The 15,316-nt window shown below is 65.0% G+C and carries 15 protein-coding genes; 9 read left to right on the top strand and 6 right to left on the bottom strand.

Annotation, left to right across the window (positions count from 1 at the left end; genetic code table 11):
- Window positions 1-95 precede the first annotated feature (95 nt).
- Entirely contained in the window at window positions 96-1,616 is a 1,521-nt protein-coding gene (exaC, locus tag VA602_RS10790; protein WP_054892793.1) for an acetaldehyde dehydrogenase ExaC, read from the bottom strand.
- A 265-nt stretch (window positions 1,617-1,881) separates the two neighbouring features.
- Between exaC and VA602_RS10785 the strand changes: the two genes are divergently transcribed.
- From VA602_RS10785 to VA602_RS10770, 4 genes are all read left to right on the top strand, one after another.
- The gene (locus VA602_RS10785) at window positions 1,882-3,846 is read left to right on the top strand and encodes a sigma-54-dependent Fis family transcriptional regulator (RefSeq protein WP_323453201.1); all 1,965 of its coding nucleotides are present in this window, start codon (window positions 1,882-1,884) and stop codon (window positions 3,844-3,846) included.
- Between the two features lie 66 nt (window positions 3,847-3,912).
- Window positions 3,913-5,262: a UDP-N-acetylmuramate:L-alanyl-gamma-D-glutamyl-meso-diaminopimelate ligase gene (mpl, locus tag VA602_RS10780; RefSeq protein WP_323453200.1), complete on the top strand. Its 1,350-nt coding sequence runs from the start codon at window positions 3,913-3,915 to the stop codon at window positions 5,260-5,262.
- Window positions 5,259-5,888: a flavin prenyltransferase UbiX gene (gene ubiX, locus VA602_RS10775; protein WP_063542582.1), complete on the top strand. Its 630-nt coding sequence runs from the start codon at window positions 5,259-5,261 to the stop codon at window positions 5,886-5,888. The genes mpl and ubiX overlap by 4 nt, the downstream gene beginning before the upstream one ends.
- Entirely contained in the window at window positions 5,885-6,172 is a 288-nt protein-coding gene (locus VA602_RS10770; protein ID WP_063542584.1) for a YceK/YidQ family lipoprotein, read from the top strand. Before ubiX ends, VA602_RS10770 begins: the two co-directional genes overlap by 4 nt.
- A gap of 46 nt (window positions 6,173-6,218) precedes the next feature.
- On the opposite strand, the gene VA602_RS10765 is transcribed toward VA602_RS10770, so the two are convergent.
- The 3 genes from VA602_RS10765 to VA602_RS10755 all read right to left on the bottom strand — a co-directional run bounded on the left by VA602_RS10765 (window position 6,219) and on the right by VA602_RS10755 (window position 9,174).
- Window positions 6,219-6,863 (bottom strand): oxidoreductase, encoded by a 645-nt coding sequence (locus VA602_RS10765; protein WP_323453199.1) that lies wholly within the window; start codon window positions 6,861-6,863, stop codon window positions 6,219-6,221.
- Between the two features lie 27 nt (window positions 6,864-6,890).
- Window positions 6,891-8,624 (bottom strand): C13 family peptidase, encoded by a 1,734-nt coding sequence (locus VA602_RS10760; protein WP_323453198.1) that lies wholly within the window; start codon window positions 8,622-8,624, stop codon window positions 6,891-6,893.
- Between the two features lie 94 nt (window positions 8,625-8,718).
- On the bottom strand, window positions 8,719-9,174 hold the full coding sequence (locus VA602_RS10755; protein WP_054892800.1) for a MaoC family dehydratase: 456 nt from the start codon (window positions 9,172-9,174) through the stop codon (window positions 8,719-8,721).
- 148 nt (window positions 9,175-9,322) lie between these two features.
- Between VA602_RS10755 and VA602_RS10750 the strand changes: the two genes are divergently transcribed.
- From VA602_RS10750 to VA602_RS10740, 3 genes are read left to right on the top strand one after another with little or no spacing between them, the layout of a single operon-like run.
- Window positions 9,323-9,685, top strand: a complete 363-nt coding sequence (locus tag VA602_RS10750; RefSeq protein ID WP_054892801.1) for a CidA/LrgA family protein — start codon at window positions 9,323-9,325, stop codon at window positions 9,683-9,685.
- Window positions 9,682-10,398 carry an LrgB family protein gene (locus VA602_RS10745; RefSeq protein ID WP_323453197.1) on the top strand — a complete coding sequence of 239 codons (717 nt, stop codon included), beginning with the start codon at window positions 9,682-9,684 and terminating at the stop codon, window positions 10,396-10,398. The genes VA602_RS10750 and VA602_RS10745 overlap by 4 nt, the downstream gene beginning before the upstream one ends.
- A gap of 9 nt (window positions 10,399-10,407) precedes the next feature.
- Window positions 10,408-10,998, top strand: coding sequence for an LON peptidase substrate-binding domain-containing protein (locus tag VA602_RS10740; RefSeq protein ID WP_323453196.1), 591 nt, complete (start codon window positions 10,408-10,410; stop codon window positions 10,996-10,998).
- Between the two features lie 39 nt (window positions 10,999-11,037).
- On the opposite strand, the gene VA602_RS10735 is transcribed toward VA602_RS10740, so the two are convergent.
- Both VA602_RS10735 and VA602_RS10730 read right to left on the bottom strand, forming a co-directional pair.
- Window positions 11,038-12,354, bottom strand: a complete 1,317-nt coding sequence (locus tag VA602_RS10735) for a bifunctional DedA family/phosphatase PAP2 family protein (protein WP_054892804.1) — start codon at window positions 12,352-12,354, stop codon at window positions 11,038-11,040.
- Window positions 12,355-12,358: 4 nt separating this feature from the next.
- Window positions 12,359-13,045 (bottom strand): DNA-3-methyladenine glycosylase, encoded by a 687-nt coding sequence (locus tag VA602_RS10730; RefSeq protein WP_063542594.1) that lies wholly within the window; start codon window positions 13,043-13,045, stop codon window positions 12,359-12,361.
- 309 nt (window positions 13,046-13,354) lie between these two features.
- Between VA602_RS10730 and VA602_RS10725 the strand changes: the two genes are divergently transcribed.
- Window positions 13,355-14,620: a glutamate-5-semialdehyde dehydrogenase gene (locus VA602_RS10725; RefSeq protein WP_054892806.1), complete on the top strand. Its 1,266-nt coding sequence runs from the start codon at window positions 13,355-13,357 to the stop codon at window positions 14,618-14,620.
- Window position 14,621: 1 nt separating this feature from the next.
- Window positions 14,622-15,281, top strand: coding sequence for a nicotinate-nucleotide adenylyltransferase (nadD, locus tag VA602_RS10720; RefSeq protein ID WP_323453195.1), 660 nt, complete (start codon window positions 14,622-14,624; stop codon window positions 15,279-15,281).
- Window positions 15,282-15,316: the final 35 nt, after the last annotated feature.

Genomic DNA, 15,316 nt, shown 5'->3' with positions numbered 1-15,316 from the left:
GCCTGAAATCTGGTGGATGCAGGTCGGGCCTCTTCGCGGGCAAGTCGCAGCGGCGGTTCGCCGCTGCGACTTGCCCGCGAAGGGCGCACCTCGGTTTAGAAGAAGCCCAGCGGATTGATGTCGTAGCTCACCAGCAGGTTCTTGGTCTGCTGGTAGTGGTCGAGCATCATCTTGTGGGTTTCACGGCCGACGCCGGACTTCTTGTAGCCACCGAACGCGGCATGCGCCGGGTACAGGTGGTAGCAGTTGGTCCACACGCGGCCGGCCTTGATGCCCCGGCCCATGCGGTAGGCGCGGTTGATATCGCGGGTCCAGACGCCGGCACCCAGGCCGAACTCGGTGTCGTTGGCGATCGCCAGGGCTTCGGCTTCATCCTTGAAGGTGGTGACGCTGACCACCGGGCCGAAGATTTCCTCCTGGAACACACGCATCTTGTTGTTGCCCTTGAGCAGGGTCGGCTGGATGTAATAGCCGGTGGCCAGCGAGCCATCGAGTTGCTCTACCTTGCCGCCTGTCAGCAGCTCGGCGCCCTCTTCCTGGGCAATCTTGAGGTAGGACTGGATCTTCTCGAACTGCTGCTGCGAGGCCTGCGCGCCGACCATGGTGTCGGTGTCCAGTGGGTCGCCGCGCTTGATCTGCAGCACCTTCTTCATCACCACTTCCATGAACTGCGGGTAGATCGACTCCTGCACCAGGGCACGGGACGGGCAGGTGCACACTTCGCCCTGGTTGAAGAACGCCAGCACCATGCCTTCGGCGGCCTTCTCGATGAAGGTCGGCTCGGCCTGCATGATGTCTTCGAAGTAAACGTTCGGCGACTTGCCGCCCAGCTCCACGGTGGACGGGATGATGTTCTCGGCGGCGCATTTCATGATGTGCGAGCCCACCGGGGTGGAGCCGGTGAAGGCGATCTTGGCGATGCGCTTGCTGGTGGCCAGCGCTTCACCGGCTTCGCGGCCGTAGCCCTGGACCACGTTGAGCACGCCCTTGGGCAGCAGGTCGCCGATCAGTTCGAGCAGTACGGTGATGCCCAGCGGGGTCTGCTCGGCGGGCTTGAGCACCACGCAGTTGCCGGCGGCCAGGGCCGGTGCGAGTTTCCAGGCGGCCATCAGCAGCGGGAAGTTCCACGGGATGATCTGGCCGACCACGCCCAGCGGTTCGTGGATGTGGTAGGCGACAGTGTTTTCGTTGATCTCGGCGGCGCCGCCTTCCTGGGCGCGGATGCAGCCGGCGAAATAGCGGAAATGGTCGACCGCCAGCGGGATGTCGGCGTTGAGGGTCTCGCGGATCGGTTTGCCGTTGTCCCAGGTTTCGGTGATGGCCAGCACTTCGAGGTTCTGCTCGATGCGGTCGGCGATCTTCAGCAGGACGTTGGAGCGGTCCTGCACGCTGGTGCGGCCCCAGGCGTCGGCGGCGGCGTGGGCGGCATCCAGGGCCTTGTCGATGTCTTCGGCAGTGGAGCGGGGGAATTCGGCGATCAGCTTGCCATTCACCGGCGAGGTGTTCTCGAAGTATTGCCCTTTGACCGGAGCTACGAACTCGCCGCCGATGTAGTTGCCGTAGCGGCTCTTGAACGAGACTTTGGCGCCCTCGGTACCGGGATGTGCGTAACGCATGGTGTGTCTCCTGGCTATTGTGTTTGTTGGGGAGTTGGAAAGCGTAGAGCAAAGGTCGGGCCAGTGCTTTGCAGCCCTTTGCGATCAATGACTTGGATCAGTTGTCGAGCGACTTCGAGCGGGTGTTGTGCCGAGAGCGGTACAGGCAGGGTGACACTTTGTGCCATTGGCGAGACGCTGCTGACTCGACGGTCGGACCGTCATTGCAAAGCGTTCCCGGGAGGAGGATGCTGGCGGGACGCTTCATCTGCGGAGAACAACAAAAATGCAGAGCAACGCTTTCAGTCGCCATGCCCAGCAGGTGCTCACGGTCGCTCGCGGGCAGCCCCACGGCCCGGCCAGCGACCCGTCCATCGCGCGCTCCTGGCTGCGCTGCCTCGAGGACTATCACCTCGACCCTGCGCTGGCCCAGGCTCCGGTGGTGCTCGAGCACGGGCGCCTGCTGGAGAGTCGCGAACGCCTGCAGCAGGTGCTGCAGATCGCCGATGGCGAGATGAACAGCCTGCATCAGCAGTTGTCCGGCTCGGGCCACGCGGTGCTGCTTACCGATGCCCGCGGCGTGATCCTCAACTGCGTCACTGCGCCCAGCGAGCGACGGATCTTCGAGCGTGCCGGGCTGTGGCTCGGTGCAGACTGGAGCGAGGCGCGCGAGGGCACCAATGGCATCGGCACCTGCCTGGTCGAGCGCCAGGCCCTGACCATTCACCAGGACGAACACTTTCGTGGCCGCCATACCGGGCTGACCTGCTCGGCCAGCCCGGTGTTCGATCCGCACGGCGAGCTGCTGGCCGTGCTCGATGTATCCTCGGCGCGCCCGGATGTCTCGCGCCAGAGCCAGTTCCACACCATGGCGCTGGTCAACCTCTCGGCGAAGATGATCGAGAGCTGCTATTTCCTGCGGCACTTCGAGCATCACTGGTTGTTGCGCTTTCATCTGCAGGCCGAGTCGGTCGGGCTGTTCAGCGAGGGGCTGCTGGCCTTTGACGGCGATGGCCGGGTCTGTGCGGTCAACCAGAGCGCGCTGAACCTGTTGGGTAGCATTCGTGGCGGGGTGCTGGGCAAGCCGGTCGGGCGCTTCTTCGCCTGCAGTCACGACGAGCTGTTCAGCCGCGCCACGGCGCAAGGCAGTGCGGCCTGGCCGCTGCGTACCCATGACGGGCGTCAGGTCTTTGCCAGCGTACGCGGGCAGGCGCACAAGCCGGTATGGTCGGTGCCAGCGTCCTTGCCGCTGGCCACCCCGCGTGCCGAGCCTGGCATCTGCCTGCTCGACCCGGCCCTGCAACGGGATTTTCATCGTGCGTTGCGGGTTTACCAGCGCGATGTGCCGCTATTGCTGCGTGGCGAAACCGGTTGCGGCAAGGAGGCGTTTGCCCAGGCCGTGCACCAGGCCAGCGAGCGTAGCGCCAAGCCGTTCGTGGCGATCAACTGCGCATCGATTCCGGAAAGCCTGATCGAGAGTGAACTGTTCGGCTATCGCGGCGGCAGTTTCACCGGGGCGCGCAAGGAAGGGATGCGCGGCAAGCTGCTGCAAGCCGATGGCGGCACCCTGATGCTGGACGAGATCGGCGACATGCCGCTGGCCCTGCAGACCCGCCTGCTGCGAGTGCTGGAGGAGCGCCAGGTGGTGCCGATCGGGGGTGAGCCGCAGGCGGTGGACCTGCGCATCGTCAGCGCCACTCACCGGGATCTGCTGGAGCGGGTGGCGCAGGGGACGTTCCGTGAGGATCTGTATTACCGGCTCAATGGGCTGGAAGTCGCGCTGCCAGCGGTGCGTGAGCGCAGCGACAAGGCTCAGCTGCTGGACTTGCTGCTGATCCAGGAGGCCGAAGGGCAGGCCATCGAGATCGCGTCCGAGGCGCGTGAGGCGTTGTTGGAATTTGCCTGGCCGGGGAACGTGCGGCAGATGCGTAACGTACTGCGGACCTTGGTGGCGTTGTGCGATGGTCAGCGCATCGAGCTGTCGGACCTTCCCCAGACCGTTGTGGGAATGGGATTGCCCCGCGCTGGCTTAAGCGGGGGCAGCGATGTTGACTGTGCTGACGCCATCGCGGGGCAAGCCCGCTCCCACAGTAGTGATCGTGCACCGCTGGAAAGTGCCGAGCGCGATGCACTGTTGAAGGTACTGGAGGCAAACCGCTGGCACATGACCCGCGTCGCTGAACACTTGGGCATCAGCCGCAATACCTTGTATCGAAAACTGCGCAAACACGGTATCGCCAGGGCCAGTTGAGCGAAACAGCGGGTGCGATTTCCCTCGCCCTGGGCTACCCTGCCTCGATGTTTTGCGAGGTCGATCATGCACATTCACATTCTCGGTATTTGCGGCACTTTCATGGGTTCGCTGGCGGTGCTCGCCAAGGAGCTCGGCCATCGCGTCACCGGTTCCGACGCCAACGTCTATCCGCCGATGAGCACTCAGCTCGAGGCTCAGGGCATCGAGCTCACCCAAGGCTACGATCCGGCCCAGCTGGAGCCGGCTCCTGACCTTGTGGTCATCGGCAACGCCATGTCGCGTGGCAACCCTGCCGTGGAATACGTGCTGAACAAAGGCCTGCCTTATGTCTCCGGCCCGCAGTGGCTGGCCGACCATGTGCTGCAGGGCCGCTGGGTGCTGGCCGTGGCCGGTACCCATGGCAAGACCACCAGCAGCAGCATGCTGGCCTGGGTGCTGGAGCATGCGGGCATGAGCCCGGGCTTCCTGATCGGCGGCGTGCCGCAGAACTTCTCGGTCTCGGCGCGCCTGGGCGGCACGCCGTTCTTCGTGGTCGAGGCCGACGAATACGACAGCGCCTTCTTCGATAAGCGTTCGAAGTTCGTGCATTACCACCCGCGCACCGCGATCCTCAACAACCTTGAGTTCGATCATGCGGACATCTTCCCGGATCTGGCCTCCATCGAGCGGCAGTTCCACCATCTGGTTCGGACCATTCCGAGTGAGGGGCTGGTCATCCACCCGACCACTGAGCAGGCGCTCGAGCGGGTCATCGGCATGGGCTGCTGGACTCCCGTGCAAACCACTGGCGAAGGTGGCCAGTGGCAGGCGCGCTTGCTGAGTCCTGACGGTTCGCGCTTCGAAGTGCTGTTCGAGGGTGAGGCCCAAGGGGTGGTGGACTGGGCCTTGACTGGCCAGCACAACGTCGCCAATGCCCTGGCCACGCTCGCCGCCGCGCGCCATGTCGGCGTGGTGCCGGCCATGGGCATCGATGGCCTCAGCGCCTTCAAGAGCGTCAAGCGGCGCATGGAGAAGGTCGCCGAGGTGCAGGGTGTGACCATCTACGACGACTTCGCCCACCACCCCACCGCCATCGCCACCACCCTTGACGGCCTGCGCAAGCGTGTGGGCGAGGCACCGGTGATTGCGGTGATCGAGCCGCGCTCCAACTCCATGAAACTGGGCGCCCACCGTGATGGCCTGCCGGAAAGTGTCAACGACGCCGACCAAGTGATCTGGTACGCCCCGGCCAACCTGGGCTGGGACCTGGCCGCCACGGCAGCGCAGTGCTCGGTGCCGAGCGTGGTGGCCGACAGCCTCGAGGCGATCATCGAGCGGATCAAGGGCCAGGCACGTGCGGGTACCCATGTGGTGATCATGAGCAATGGCGGTTTCGGCGGTCTGCACGGCAAGCTGGCCGAGGCCCTGAAGTGAGCGGCCCGGAGCGCATCACCCTGGCGATGACCGGCGCCTCGGGGGCGCAATACGGCCTGCGCCTGCTCGATTGCCTGGTGCGTGAGGACCGTGAGGTGCACTTCCTCATCTCCAAGGCGGCGCAACTGGTGATGTCCACCGAAACCGACGTGCTGTTGCCGCCCAAGCCACAGGCGATGCAGGCCTTTCTGACCGAATACACTGGCGCTGCCGATGGGCAGATCCGCGTGTATGGCAAGGAAGACTGGATGTCGCCGGTGGCCTCGGGCTCCGGCGCACCTGCGGCGATGGTGGTGGTGCCCTGTTCGACCGGCACGCTGTCGGCAATCGCCACCGGTGCCTGCAACAACTTGATCGAGCGGGCAGCGGACGTGACGCTCAAGGAGCGCCGCCAGCTGATCCTGGTGCCGCGTGAAGCGCCGTTCTCCACCATCCACCTGGAGAACATGCTCAAGCTCTCGCAGATGGGCGCGGTGATCCTGCCGGCGGCGCCGGGCTTCTATCACCAGCCGCAGACCATCGATGACCTGGTGGACTTCGTTGTCGCGCGAGTGCTCAACCTGCTGAACATCCCCCAGGACATGTTGCCGCGCTGGGGCGAGCATCATTACGGGGTCGATGATTGAAGCGCGTGCTGACAGGCTTGCTGCTGCTGGGCTGCCTGAGTGGTTGCGCGACAGTGCGAACGCTGGATGCCAACCAGCCGGGGGCGCCGGTGGTGTATGCCGGCACCCGGCTGGACCTGTATGTGATGAATGGCGGGTGCTGCCCTGAGGATCGCTTCGGGGCCAAGGCACCGGGCTATCCTGCGCTGGATCTGCCCGGGAGCATGTTGCTCGATACACTGCTGCTGCCGCTATCGGTGCTGACGGCGCTGGGGGTTGGATTCAACGCCAGTGGCGGCCTGTAACGGCCCTTTCGCGGGTTTACCCGCGAAGAAGCCTTGGAAGGTATTGCTATTTCTTGCCCAGCTTGCGCAACTCGTCAGACTCGACCACGCGGATCCCGTCCTCTTCCTCCAGTGCCAGCCGCCACAGCGCCCGGGCCAGGGTGCAGGCCTCGATACCTTTGTACTTGCCGGGAATCAGCCGGGCGAATAGCCCGGCCAGTCGCTCGGCCAGCCGTGGTTCGAGCCGTTCGCCCAGCAGCAGCGACGGCCGTACGATGGTCAACTGCGGCCAGTCCTGAGCCTTGAGCGCCTCTTCCATCTCGCCCTTGACCCGGTTGTAGAAGATCGATGATTTAGGGTCTGCACCGATTGCACTGATCACCAGCAGATGGCGTGCGCCCAGCTCGCGTGCGCGCTTGCTGAAGGCCACGACCATGTCCAGGTCGACTGCACGGAAGGCGGTTTCGGAGCCGGCCTGCTTGAGTGTGGTGCCCAGGCAGCAGAAGGCGATATCGACGCGCCCGGCCAGTTGCGGGAGAAACACCGCCGGGTCACCCACCGGGTTTTCCAGGTGCGGATGCTCGGCCAGCGGCCTGCGGGTAGGCGCCAGCACACGGCTGATGGTGGGTTCGTTGAGCAGGCGGTCGAGCAGGTGTTCACCCGTAAGACCCGTGGCTCCGGCAAGCAGGACATGCTGAGGCGTCAAGTACATGATGTCTCTCCCTTGTTACAGCTCAGCTTAGCGGGTTCCAGGCTTTTTTGCCTGCTCCGGCGCGGCTGGCTGGGCCTTGTTCTTCAAGGCCTCCTCGGCTTGTTGCCGACGCAGTCGCTGCCAGTGCGCGAGCACCTGTGGCGGTGCCCAGATCTGCGGCTCGGAGGCCTCGAAACCTTCCCTTCGTTCCCGTTCGGCAACGCTTTTGCGCGCCAGTTCAAACGCTTGTTTCAGGTCGTCGGTCTGGTTCAGTGCCTGGGCGAACAGGGCATCGCCGAAATAGGTGAAGTCGGCTTCTTCGGAGCAGCCGAACGAGACCCGGTCAGGGCGCGCTGCCGTCATGATCAGCGTGCGTTCATCCTTGAGCGGGGTGATGTAGCCACCTGAATAGCAGGCGGAGATGACAATCACCTTGTCGCGATCTTTCAGGGGGGAGAGGGCGTTGGCCAGTTCGTCCGCTGACAGGTCGGCCAGTTGCAGGCGCGGCTGGTCGAGTACCAGTTGGTGGTCATGGCTGCCGTGGCTGGTCAGGTAGACGAACACGATATCTTCCGGGCCACTGCGTTCGGCCAGGGTGCGGGCGGCGCGTGTGAGGTTCTCGCGGGTGGCCATCGGGCGGTCGGCCAGGTGGTCGCGGTGATTGACCAGGGTGACCTGGCCGCGGGCGCCGAAGCGCACCCTGAGCATGTTGCTGACATAGTCGGCTTCGCGCAGGAACACGCTCTGCTGGCCATCGCCGGCCAGCACCAGGCTGTACAGCTGGATGGGTGGGGCCGAGCGCGGTACTTTGGCCAGGGCCTCGTCGAGCAGCTTGCCCTGGTTGAGCAGGGCAAGGTCCAGCGGGTCGGGCAGCAGCGTGCCCTTGTCGTCGCGCACGCGCACGCCATTGATCCACTGGCCGGCCTCGACGCGGCCATCGGCCTGGATCAGTCGACCGCTGCCCTGGTAGACGTCGTTGGCGAAGCCGCCAATGTACTGGCTGCCGTCCGCCAGGTGCAGATGGCCTTTGCCTGAGAAGCGCCAGTCCTGGAAGCCGCCCTTGTAGCGGCTGCCGTCGCTGCCCAGCAACTCGCCCTGGCCGCTGAGCGCACCATCCTTGAAGTCGCCGATCCACACATCGCCGTCGGCGTTCTCGTAGCGGCCGCGGCCTTCGAGGCGGTTTTCCTTGAATTCGCCGATGTACTGCTCGCCTTCGACGCTGTCGAAGGTGCCGGCACCTTCGAGTTGACCATTGATGAAGTGGCCGCTGAACTGGTTGCCGCTGGCATCGCTGCGCACTCCGGCGCCATTGGGCTTGCCTTTGGCGAACAGGCCCTGGTAGCGGCTGCCGTCAGCCAGTTCGAGCTGGCCGGCGCCGTCGTACAGGTCATCCTTGAACTGGCCGCGGTAGGTCTGGTCGTGCTGCTTGAGGGTGCCTTCGCCGTCGCGCCGGCCATGCTTGAAGGTGCCGGCATAGTGGCTGCCAGGGGTGGTCAGGTCGCCCAGGCCTTCGAACAGCCCGGCGGCGAATTGGCCGCGATAGACCTCGCCATTGCTGCCGTGCCACTCACCCTGGCCATGCCACTGACCGTCCTTGAACGTGCCCGCATACCAGCTGCCGTTGGGATAGTCGATGCGGCCTTCGCCCTGCAGCAGACCATTGACCACCTCACCCCGGTAGCGCCCGCCGTCGGGCAGGCGCGCGTCCGGCGGCGACAGCGGTTCGCCTTCGCCACAGGCAGCGAGCAGCAGGATCAGGGTCAGGGGCAGCAGCGGGCGCATGGCGTAATCCGGGCACAAAGGTGCGCCGAGTATGCCGCAGAATCGGAGCGTGAGACAGTCGTGGCCGGGGCCGCGGAACGGCCCCGGCGCTGCCTCAGACGAAGCAGAGCGACAGTGGCTCGGCGATGTAGGCCGGTTTTTCCTGGCCTTCGATCTCGAGGGTGACGGTGGCCTTGAGCAGCCACTGGCCGGGCTTCTTTTCGGTCGCGTCGGTGAGGTCAACCTTCAGCCGCACGCGGCTGTCGACTTTCACCGGCTGGATGAAACGCACGCTGTCCAGGCCGTAGTTGACCACCATCTTCAAGCCCTCGGGCAGCACGAGGATGTCTTCCATCAGCTTGGGAATCAGCGACAGGCTGAGGAAGCCGTGGGCGATGGTGGAGCCGAAGGGGGTCTTGGCGGCTTTCTCCGGATCGACATGAATGAACTGGAAATCGCCGGTGGCCTCGGCGAACAGGTTGATGCGCTGCTGATCGATCTTCAGCCATTCGGAACGTCCCAGTTCCTTTCCAACGTACTGCGAAAGCTCTGCAACAGGTACATAGGGCATCGCGACTCTCCAGGTTGTCTTTTGGTACGAAGGTGCAAGATCACCACGGTGCACCGTTGCGGTCAAGTTCTTCCCTTTTCGGCGAATATCGCCTTATACAGGCAGGACGCGTGCTTATAATGGCGCCCGATGCCCCAAGGAGATGCTTATGCTGTTGCGTGGATTGACCTGGCTGGTGGTGTTCCAGTTGCTGGGCACGGCGATCAATCACCTGGTACTGCCCATGTTGCCGGGCCCGATCATCGGCCTGCTGTTGCTGCTGGCCTGCCTGATGATCCGCGGCGAAGTTGGCAAACCGCTCAACGAGGCCGCCAGCAGCCTGCTGCGTTACCTGCCGTTGCTGCTGGTGCCGCCAGCCGTCGGCGTGATGGTCTATGCCCGCGACATCGCCGCCGACTTCTGGGCCATTGCCGGTGCGCTGGTGATCTCCTGCCTGGTCACCCTGGTGTTCGTCGGCGTACTGATGCAGAAGCTGATCCATCGCCACGGCAAGCACGAGGAACAGCCATGAGCCTCGACTGGCAGGGTGCATTGCAAGCCGTCATTCACCACCCATTGTTCGGGATTGGTATCACGCTTGGGGTTTACCAACTGGTGCTCGCCGGCTACGAGCGCACCCGTTGGATCTTCCTGCAACCGGTATTGGTGTCGATGCTGGTCCTGATCGGTGTGCTGCTGGCGTGTGGCATCGACTACAGCGAGTACAAGCGCAGCACCGAAATCCTCAATATTCTCCTCGGACCGGCCACCGTGGCCCTGGCGGTCCCGCTCTATCTCAACCTGCGACGTATCCGCCAACTGTTCTGGCCGATCTTTACTACGCTGGTAATCGGGGGAGTGTTCGCCACCCTGGCCTGCGTGACGCTGGGCTGGTGGTTCGGCGCCGAACACATGATCCTGATGACCATGGCGCCCAAGTCGGTGACCTCGCCCATCGCCATGCTGGTGGCCGAGCAGATCGGTGGCGTAGCGGCACTGGCGGCGGTATTCGTGCTGATCACCGGGGTGATCGGCGCCATCTTCGGCCCGGCCCTGCTGACGCGCTGTGGTGTACTCAGCCCCGAGGCGCGGGGTATGGCCCTGGGCGTCACGGCGCACGCGGTGGGTACCTCGGTGGCATTGCAGGAAAGTGATGAATGCGGCGCTTTCGCCGCACTGGCGATGAGCCTGATGGGCGTGGCCACGGCGGTGTTCCTGCCGCTGGCAGTCAGTCTGGTGGCTTGAGGAGTCGAGATGACGTTACCGCTGTTCCCCCTCAATACCGTGCTGTTTCCCGGCTGCTTGCTCGACTTGCAGATCTTCGAGGCGCGCTACCTGGACATGATCGGCCGCTGCATGAAGCAGGGCGAAGGTTTCGGGGTGGTGTGCATTCTCGAGGGCGATCAGGTGGGGAAGGCTCCGGCAGGCATCGCTGAGTTCGGCTGCGAGGCGCTGATACGCGACTTCGAGCAGCAGGACAACGGCCTGCTGGGCATCCGTGTCGAAGGTGTGCGGCGCTTCAGGGTGGAGCAGACCGACGTGCTCAAGGACCAGTTGATGGTCGGCGAGGTGCAGTGGCTGGTCGATCAGGCGGACAGCCCGCTGGGCGAGCAGGACGATGACCTGCTGGCGCTGCTGGTGGCCCTGGGCGAGCACCCGATGGTCGAGGCGCTGGACATGCCGCGCGAGGTGGACGGGCGCCGGTCGCTGGCCAACCAGCTGGCGTACCTGCTGCCGTTCATGGAAGAGGACAAGATCGACCTGCTGGCGATCGACTCGCCAGTGCAGCGGCTGGAGGCGATCCAGACGCTGCTGGAGCGGATCCAGGGCGAGTTGTTTGCCTGAAGTTGCCGGCGCTAGGGCCAGCAACTCCCGTACATCGCTTCAATACTGATAACGCAGCAACGCCTTGGGCAGCGAATGCATGGCGAAGAACGCCAGCAGCGCGATACACGCCGGCAAGATCAGCCACCACACCTTTTGCGGCAGTGCTCTCAGTGGCTCGCGATACTGCACCAGCGTCAGGCTGGCTGCACACACGCAGCACGCCAGCAGGGCGCCGGCCAGGATGTCGGTCGGCCAGTGCGCGCCCAGGTACACCCGTGACAGGGCGATCGACAGCGCTGGCAGCACTCCCAGCAGCACCCAGGTCAGGCGCATGCGCGGCGGCTGGCCGCGACCGGCCAACACCGCCAGCACCAGGAAGAACGCAAAGGATGCCGAGCTGTGCCCGCTGGGCATGCTGTAGCTGGTCAGCGGATCGACCAGCACTTCCGGGCGTGCCCGGGCGAACAGCCATTTCAGCGAGCCGTTGCACAGCGCGGTACCGATCAGTGCGCCGCCGGCGAACAGCGCATGGCGCCATTGCCGTGCCAGTAGCAGGAGGCCGGTCAGCAGGCCACCGAGGAAGAACTGGGTCTTGAAGTCGCCCAGGCGGGTGACGATGACCACGGCACCGTCGATGGCCTTGCTGCGATGTTCCTGCACCAGGGTCATCACGCCCTGGTCGAATTCGTGCAGGTAGGGCCAGCCGAGGAATACGCCCGCCAGGGCCACCAGGCTCAAGCCTGCGATCAGGCGGGTGCCGTGGCGCTGGTCGCGAATGCTGGCGTTGAAACTCAGGCCCACCAGCACGGCCAGACCACCGGCGATGATCCCTGCGTCCAGCCAGAACCCTTCAGGCAGGGGCAGACGCATCGCTGCGCCCGTGGCCCAGCCGGGCAGCAGGTAGGCCACCGACCAGCCGGCACCGGCCACCAGGCTCACGGCGATGAAGCGCGGCAATGGCATGTCGAACATGCCGGCGACCATCGGCAGCATCGGCCGCAGCGGGCCGATGAAGCGGCCCACCAGCAGGCTGGCGATACCGTAGCGCTGGAAGTAGGTTTCGGCGCTGCCGATCCATTCGGGGTGGTGGCGCAGCAGCGGCAGGCGTCGGATGTTCTGATGGAAATACTTGCCGATGGCATACGACATGGCGTCACCGAGCATGCCGCCGAGAAAACCCAGCAGCAGCGTCTCGCCCAGGCTGAAGGTGCCGCTGCCGGCCAGCACCGCCACAGCGAACAGCAGCACCGTACCGGGCACGATGATGCCGGCGATGGCCAGGCACTCGATGCAGGCGATCAGGAAAATGGCCAGGCCAAGCCACTGCGGGTTGGCGCTGAGCCAGCTGGTCAGGCTGTCGAGCCATTGGCTCATGGTGTCAGTTTCCTTGTTCCAGAATGAAGAAATCCCGTCCTTCGACCTGGCCCCGACGCAGCGGGTTCCGGGTGCAGAAACGGGCGAATTCGGCGTCCACGAAGCGGTACGGCAGGTGTTCGTCGCGGCCGTGGGGGATGCCCAGGCGGGTGGTCTGGATCACACGCGGCACGCTGACGGCGCAATCTTCGACGTAGAGCCGCTGCGGGTCGAAACGGCGGGCGTCCCAGTCCGGCACCTTCAGGCCCAGAGCGCGGCACAGCAGGGTCTGACCGGCGCACAGGCGCTCTGCCGGGCGCAGGTTGCCGCTGGCATCCGGGTTGTTCAACTGCATCTGCGCCAGGCTGTTGTCATCGGAGAGTGCGTCGACCCAGGGATAGGCCGACTTGATCAGCACGGCGTTGCCCGGCCCGTGGGCGCTGAAGTTCAACGAGTCGCCGCCGCGGGCGTAATACATGTAGATGTGTCCGCCGTCGAGGAACAGCGCCTTGCGCTTATCCGTATAGCCGAGCGAGGCGTGGCTGCCTTTGTCGGTAAGGTAGTAGGCCTCGGTCTCGATGATGCGGGCGGCCAGCCACAGGTCGCCGTGGCGGTGGCGGATGACCTTGCCCAGCAGCGCGCGGGCGAGGGTCTGGGCGTCGCGGTCGAAGAAGCTGTCGGGCAGGGCAAGGGCCGGGCAGGGGGCGGGCATATTCGCGGTTCGTGGTGGTGAGGGCAGGGATGATAGCAATGAACGGCTTAATCGAGGCTGAACCATGTTGTAACTGGGTGGATCTTCCCGGGGGGCGCGCCCGCTTCTGCCCAGGCCACGCCACGCCTGGTAGGAGCGGGCTTGCCCGCGAAAGAGTCGACGCCATAAACGGCCAGTTCCGATACTGGTAGTTACATCTTTCCTACATATTTCCGCTGCCATCTTCTACCATCCGCCACCCGCCGCTGGGCGTACCCGAGCGCGGCAGTTATAATCAGCCGATTTCCCCTTCGCCAAGACACCGAACCCATGACCGAGTCCGTTCTTGACTACATGACCCGCCTGGGTCGCGCCGCCCGTGAGGCCTCGCGGGTGATCGGCCGCGCCAGCACTGCGCAGAAGAATCGCGCCCTGCAGGCCGCCGCCGACGCGCTCGACGCAGGCCGCGCCGAGCTGACCGCAGCCAACGAACAGGACCTCGCCGCAGGCCGTGCCAATGGCCTTGAGCCAGCACTGCTGGACCGTCTGGCGCTCACCCCGGCGCGTATCGACGGCATGATCACCGGCCTGCGCCAGGTCGCTGCGCTGCCGGATCCGGTCGGTGCGATCCGCGACATGAGCTACCGTCCGTCGGGCATTCAGGTCGGCAAGATGCGCGTCCCGCTCGGTGTGATCGGCATCATCTACGAGTCGCGTCCGAACGTCACCATCGACGCCGCCAGCCTGTGCCTGAAGTCCGGCAACGCCACCATCCTGCGTGGCGGCTCGGAGGCCATCCACTCCAATCGCGCCATCGCTGCCTGCATCCAGCGCGGCCTGGCCGAGGCCGACCTGCCGCCAGCCGTGGTGCAGGTGGTCGAAACCACCGACCGCGAAGCCGTCGGTGCGCTGATCAGCATGCCCGAGTTCGTCGATGTCATCGTTCCGCGTGGTGGCCGTGGCCTGATCGAACGCATCAGCCGCGATGCTCGCGTGCCCGTGATCAAGCACCTGGACGGCATCTGTCACATTTATGTCGATGCGCACGCCGACCTGGAGAAGGCCGCGCGCATCGCTTTCAACGCCAAGACCTACCGCTACGGCATCTGTGGCGCCATGGAGACGCTGCTGGTCGATGCCAGCGTGGCCCAGGCGTTCCTGCCGGACATGGCCCGCCGCTTCGAAGAGAAGGGCGTCGAGCTGCGTGGCTGCGAGCGCACCCAGGCGATCATCGCCGCCAAGCCGGCCACCGAGGACGACTGGCACACCGAGTACCTGGATGCGATCCTGTCGATCCGCATCGTCGATGGCCTGGATCCGGCCATCGAGCACATCAATCACTATGGCTCGCACCACACCGACTCGATCGCCACCGAGCACCAGGGTAATGCCCGGCGCTTCATGGCCGAGGTCGATTCGGCGTCGGTCATGCTCAACACCCCGACCTGCTTTGCCGATGGCTTCGAGTATGGCCTGGGCGCGGAGATCGGCATTTCCACCGACAAGCTGCACGCCCGCGGTCCGGTCGGCCTGGAAGGGCTGACCTGCGAAAAATACGTGGTGATCGGCGACGGTCAGTTGCGCGGGTCCTGCTGAGTTGAGAAAGACCCCGGCAGTCCGGCGTATCGGCATTCTCGGCGGCACCTTCGATCCGGTGCACATCGGCCACCTGCGCAGCGCGCTGGAAGTGGCCGAGTTCATGGGGTTGGACGAGTTGCGCCTGCTGCCCAACGCCCGGCCGCCGCACCGCGACACACCGCAGGTGGCCGCCACCGACCGGCTGGCCATGGTGCGCAGTGCGGTACAAGGGGTCGAGGGCTTGAGCGTGGATGCCCGGGAGCTGGCGCGCGACAAACCGTCGTACACCATCGACACCCTGGAGTCGATCCGCAGCGAACTGAACGCGCACGACCAGCTCTACCTGGTGCTGGGCTGGGATGCCTTCTGTGGTCTCCCGGGCTGGCACCGCTGGGAAGAGCTGCTGCAACACTGTCACATCCTGGTGCTGCAACGCCCGGATGCCGATGTCGACCCCCCCGACGAGCTGCGCAACCTTCTGGCTGCGCGCTCGCAGAGCGATCCCACCGCCATGTCCGGCCCGGCGGGGAACATTTCGTTCGTCTGGCAGACGCCGCTTGCGGTGTCCGCCACACAGATCCGGCAGCTGCTGGCCAGCGGCAAGTCGGTTCGGTTCCTGGTGCCGGACGCAGTACTGGCCTACATCGAGGCGCACGGTCTGTACCGTGTGTCCAACTGAGGGCGCTGCAGGGCGCCTCATTACAACGAGTTGAA

The sequence above is a fragment of the Pseudomonas machongensis genome, assembly GCF_034961125.1.
GTDB classification, from domain to species: domain Bacteria; phylum Pseudomonadota; class Gammaproteobacteria; order Pseudomonadales; family Pseudomonadaceae; genus Aquipseudomonas; species Aquipseudomonas machongensis.
The sequence above is the reverse complement of the archived record's forward strand: the minus strand, read 5'-3'. Positions and strand labels throughout refer to the sequence as shown.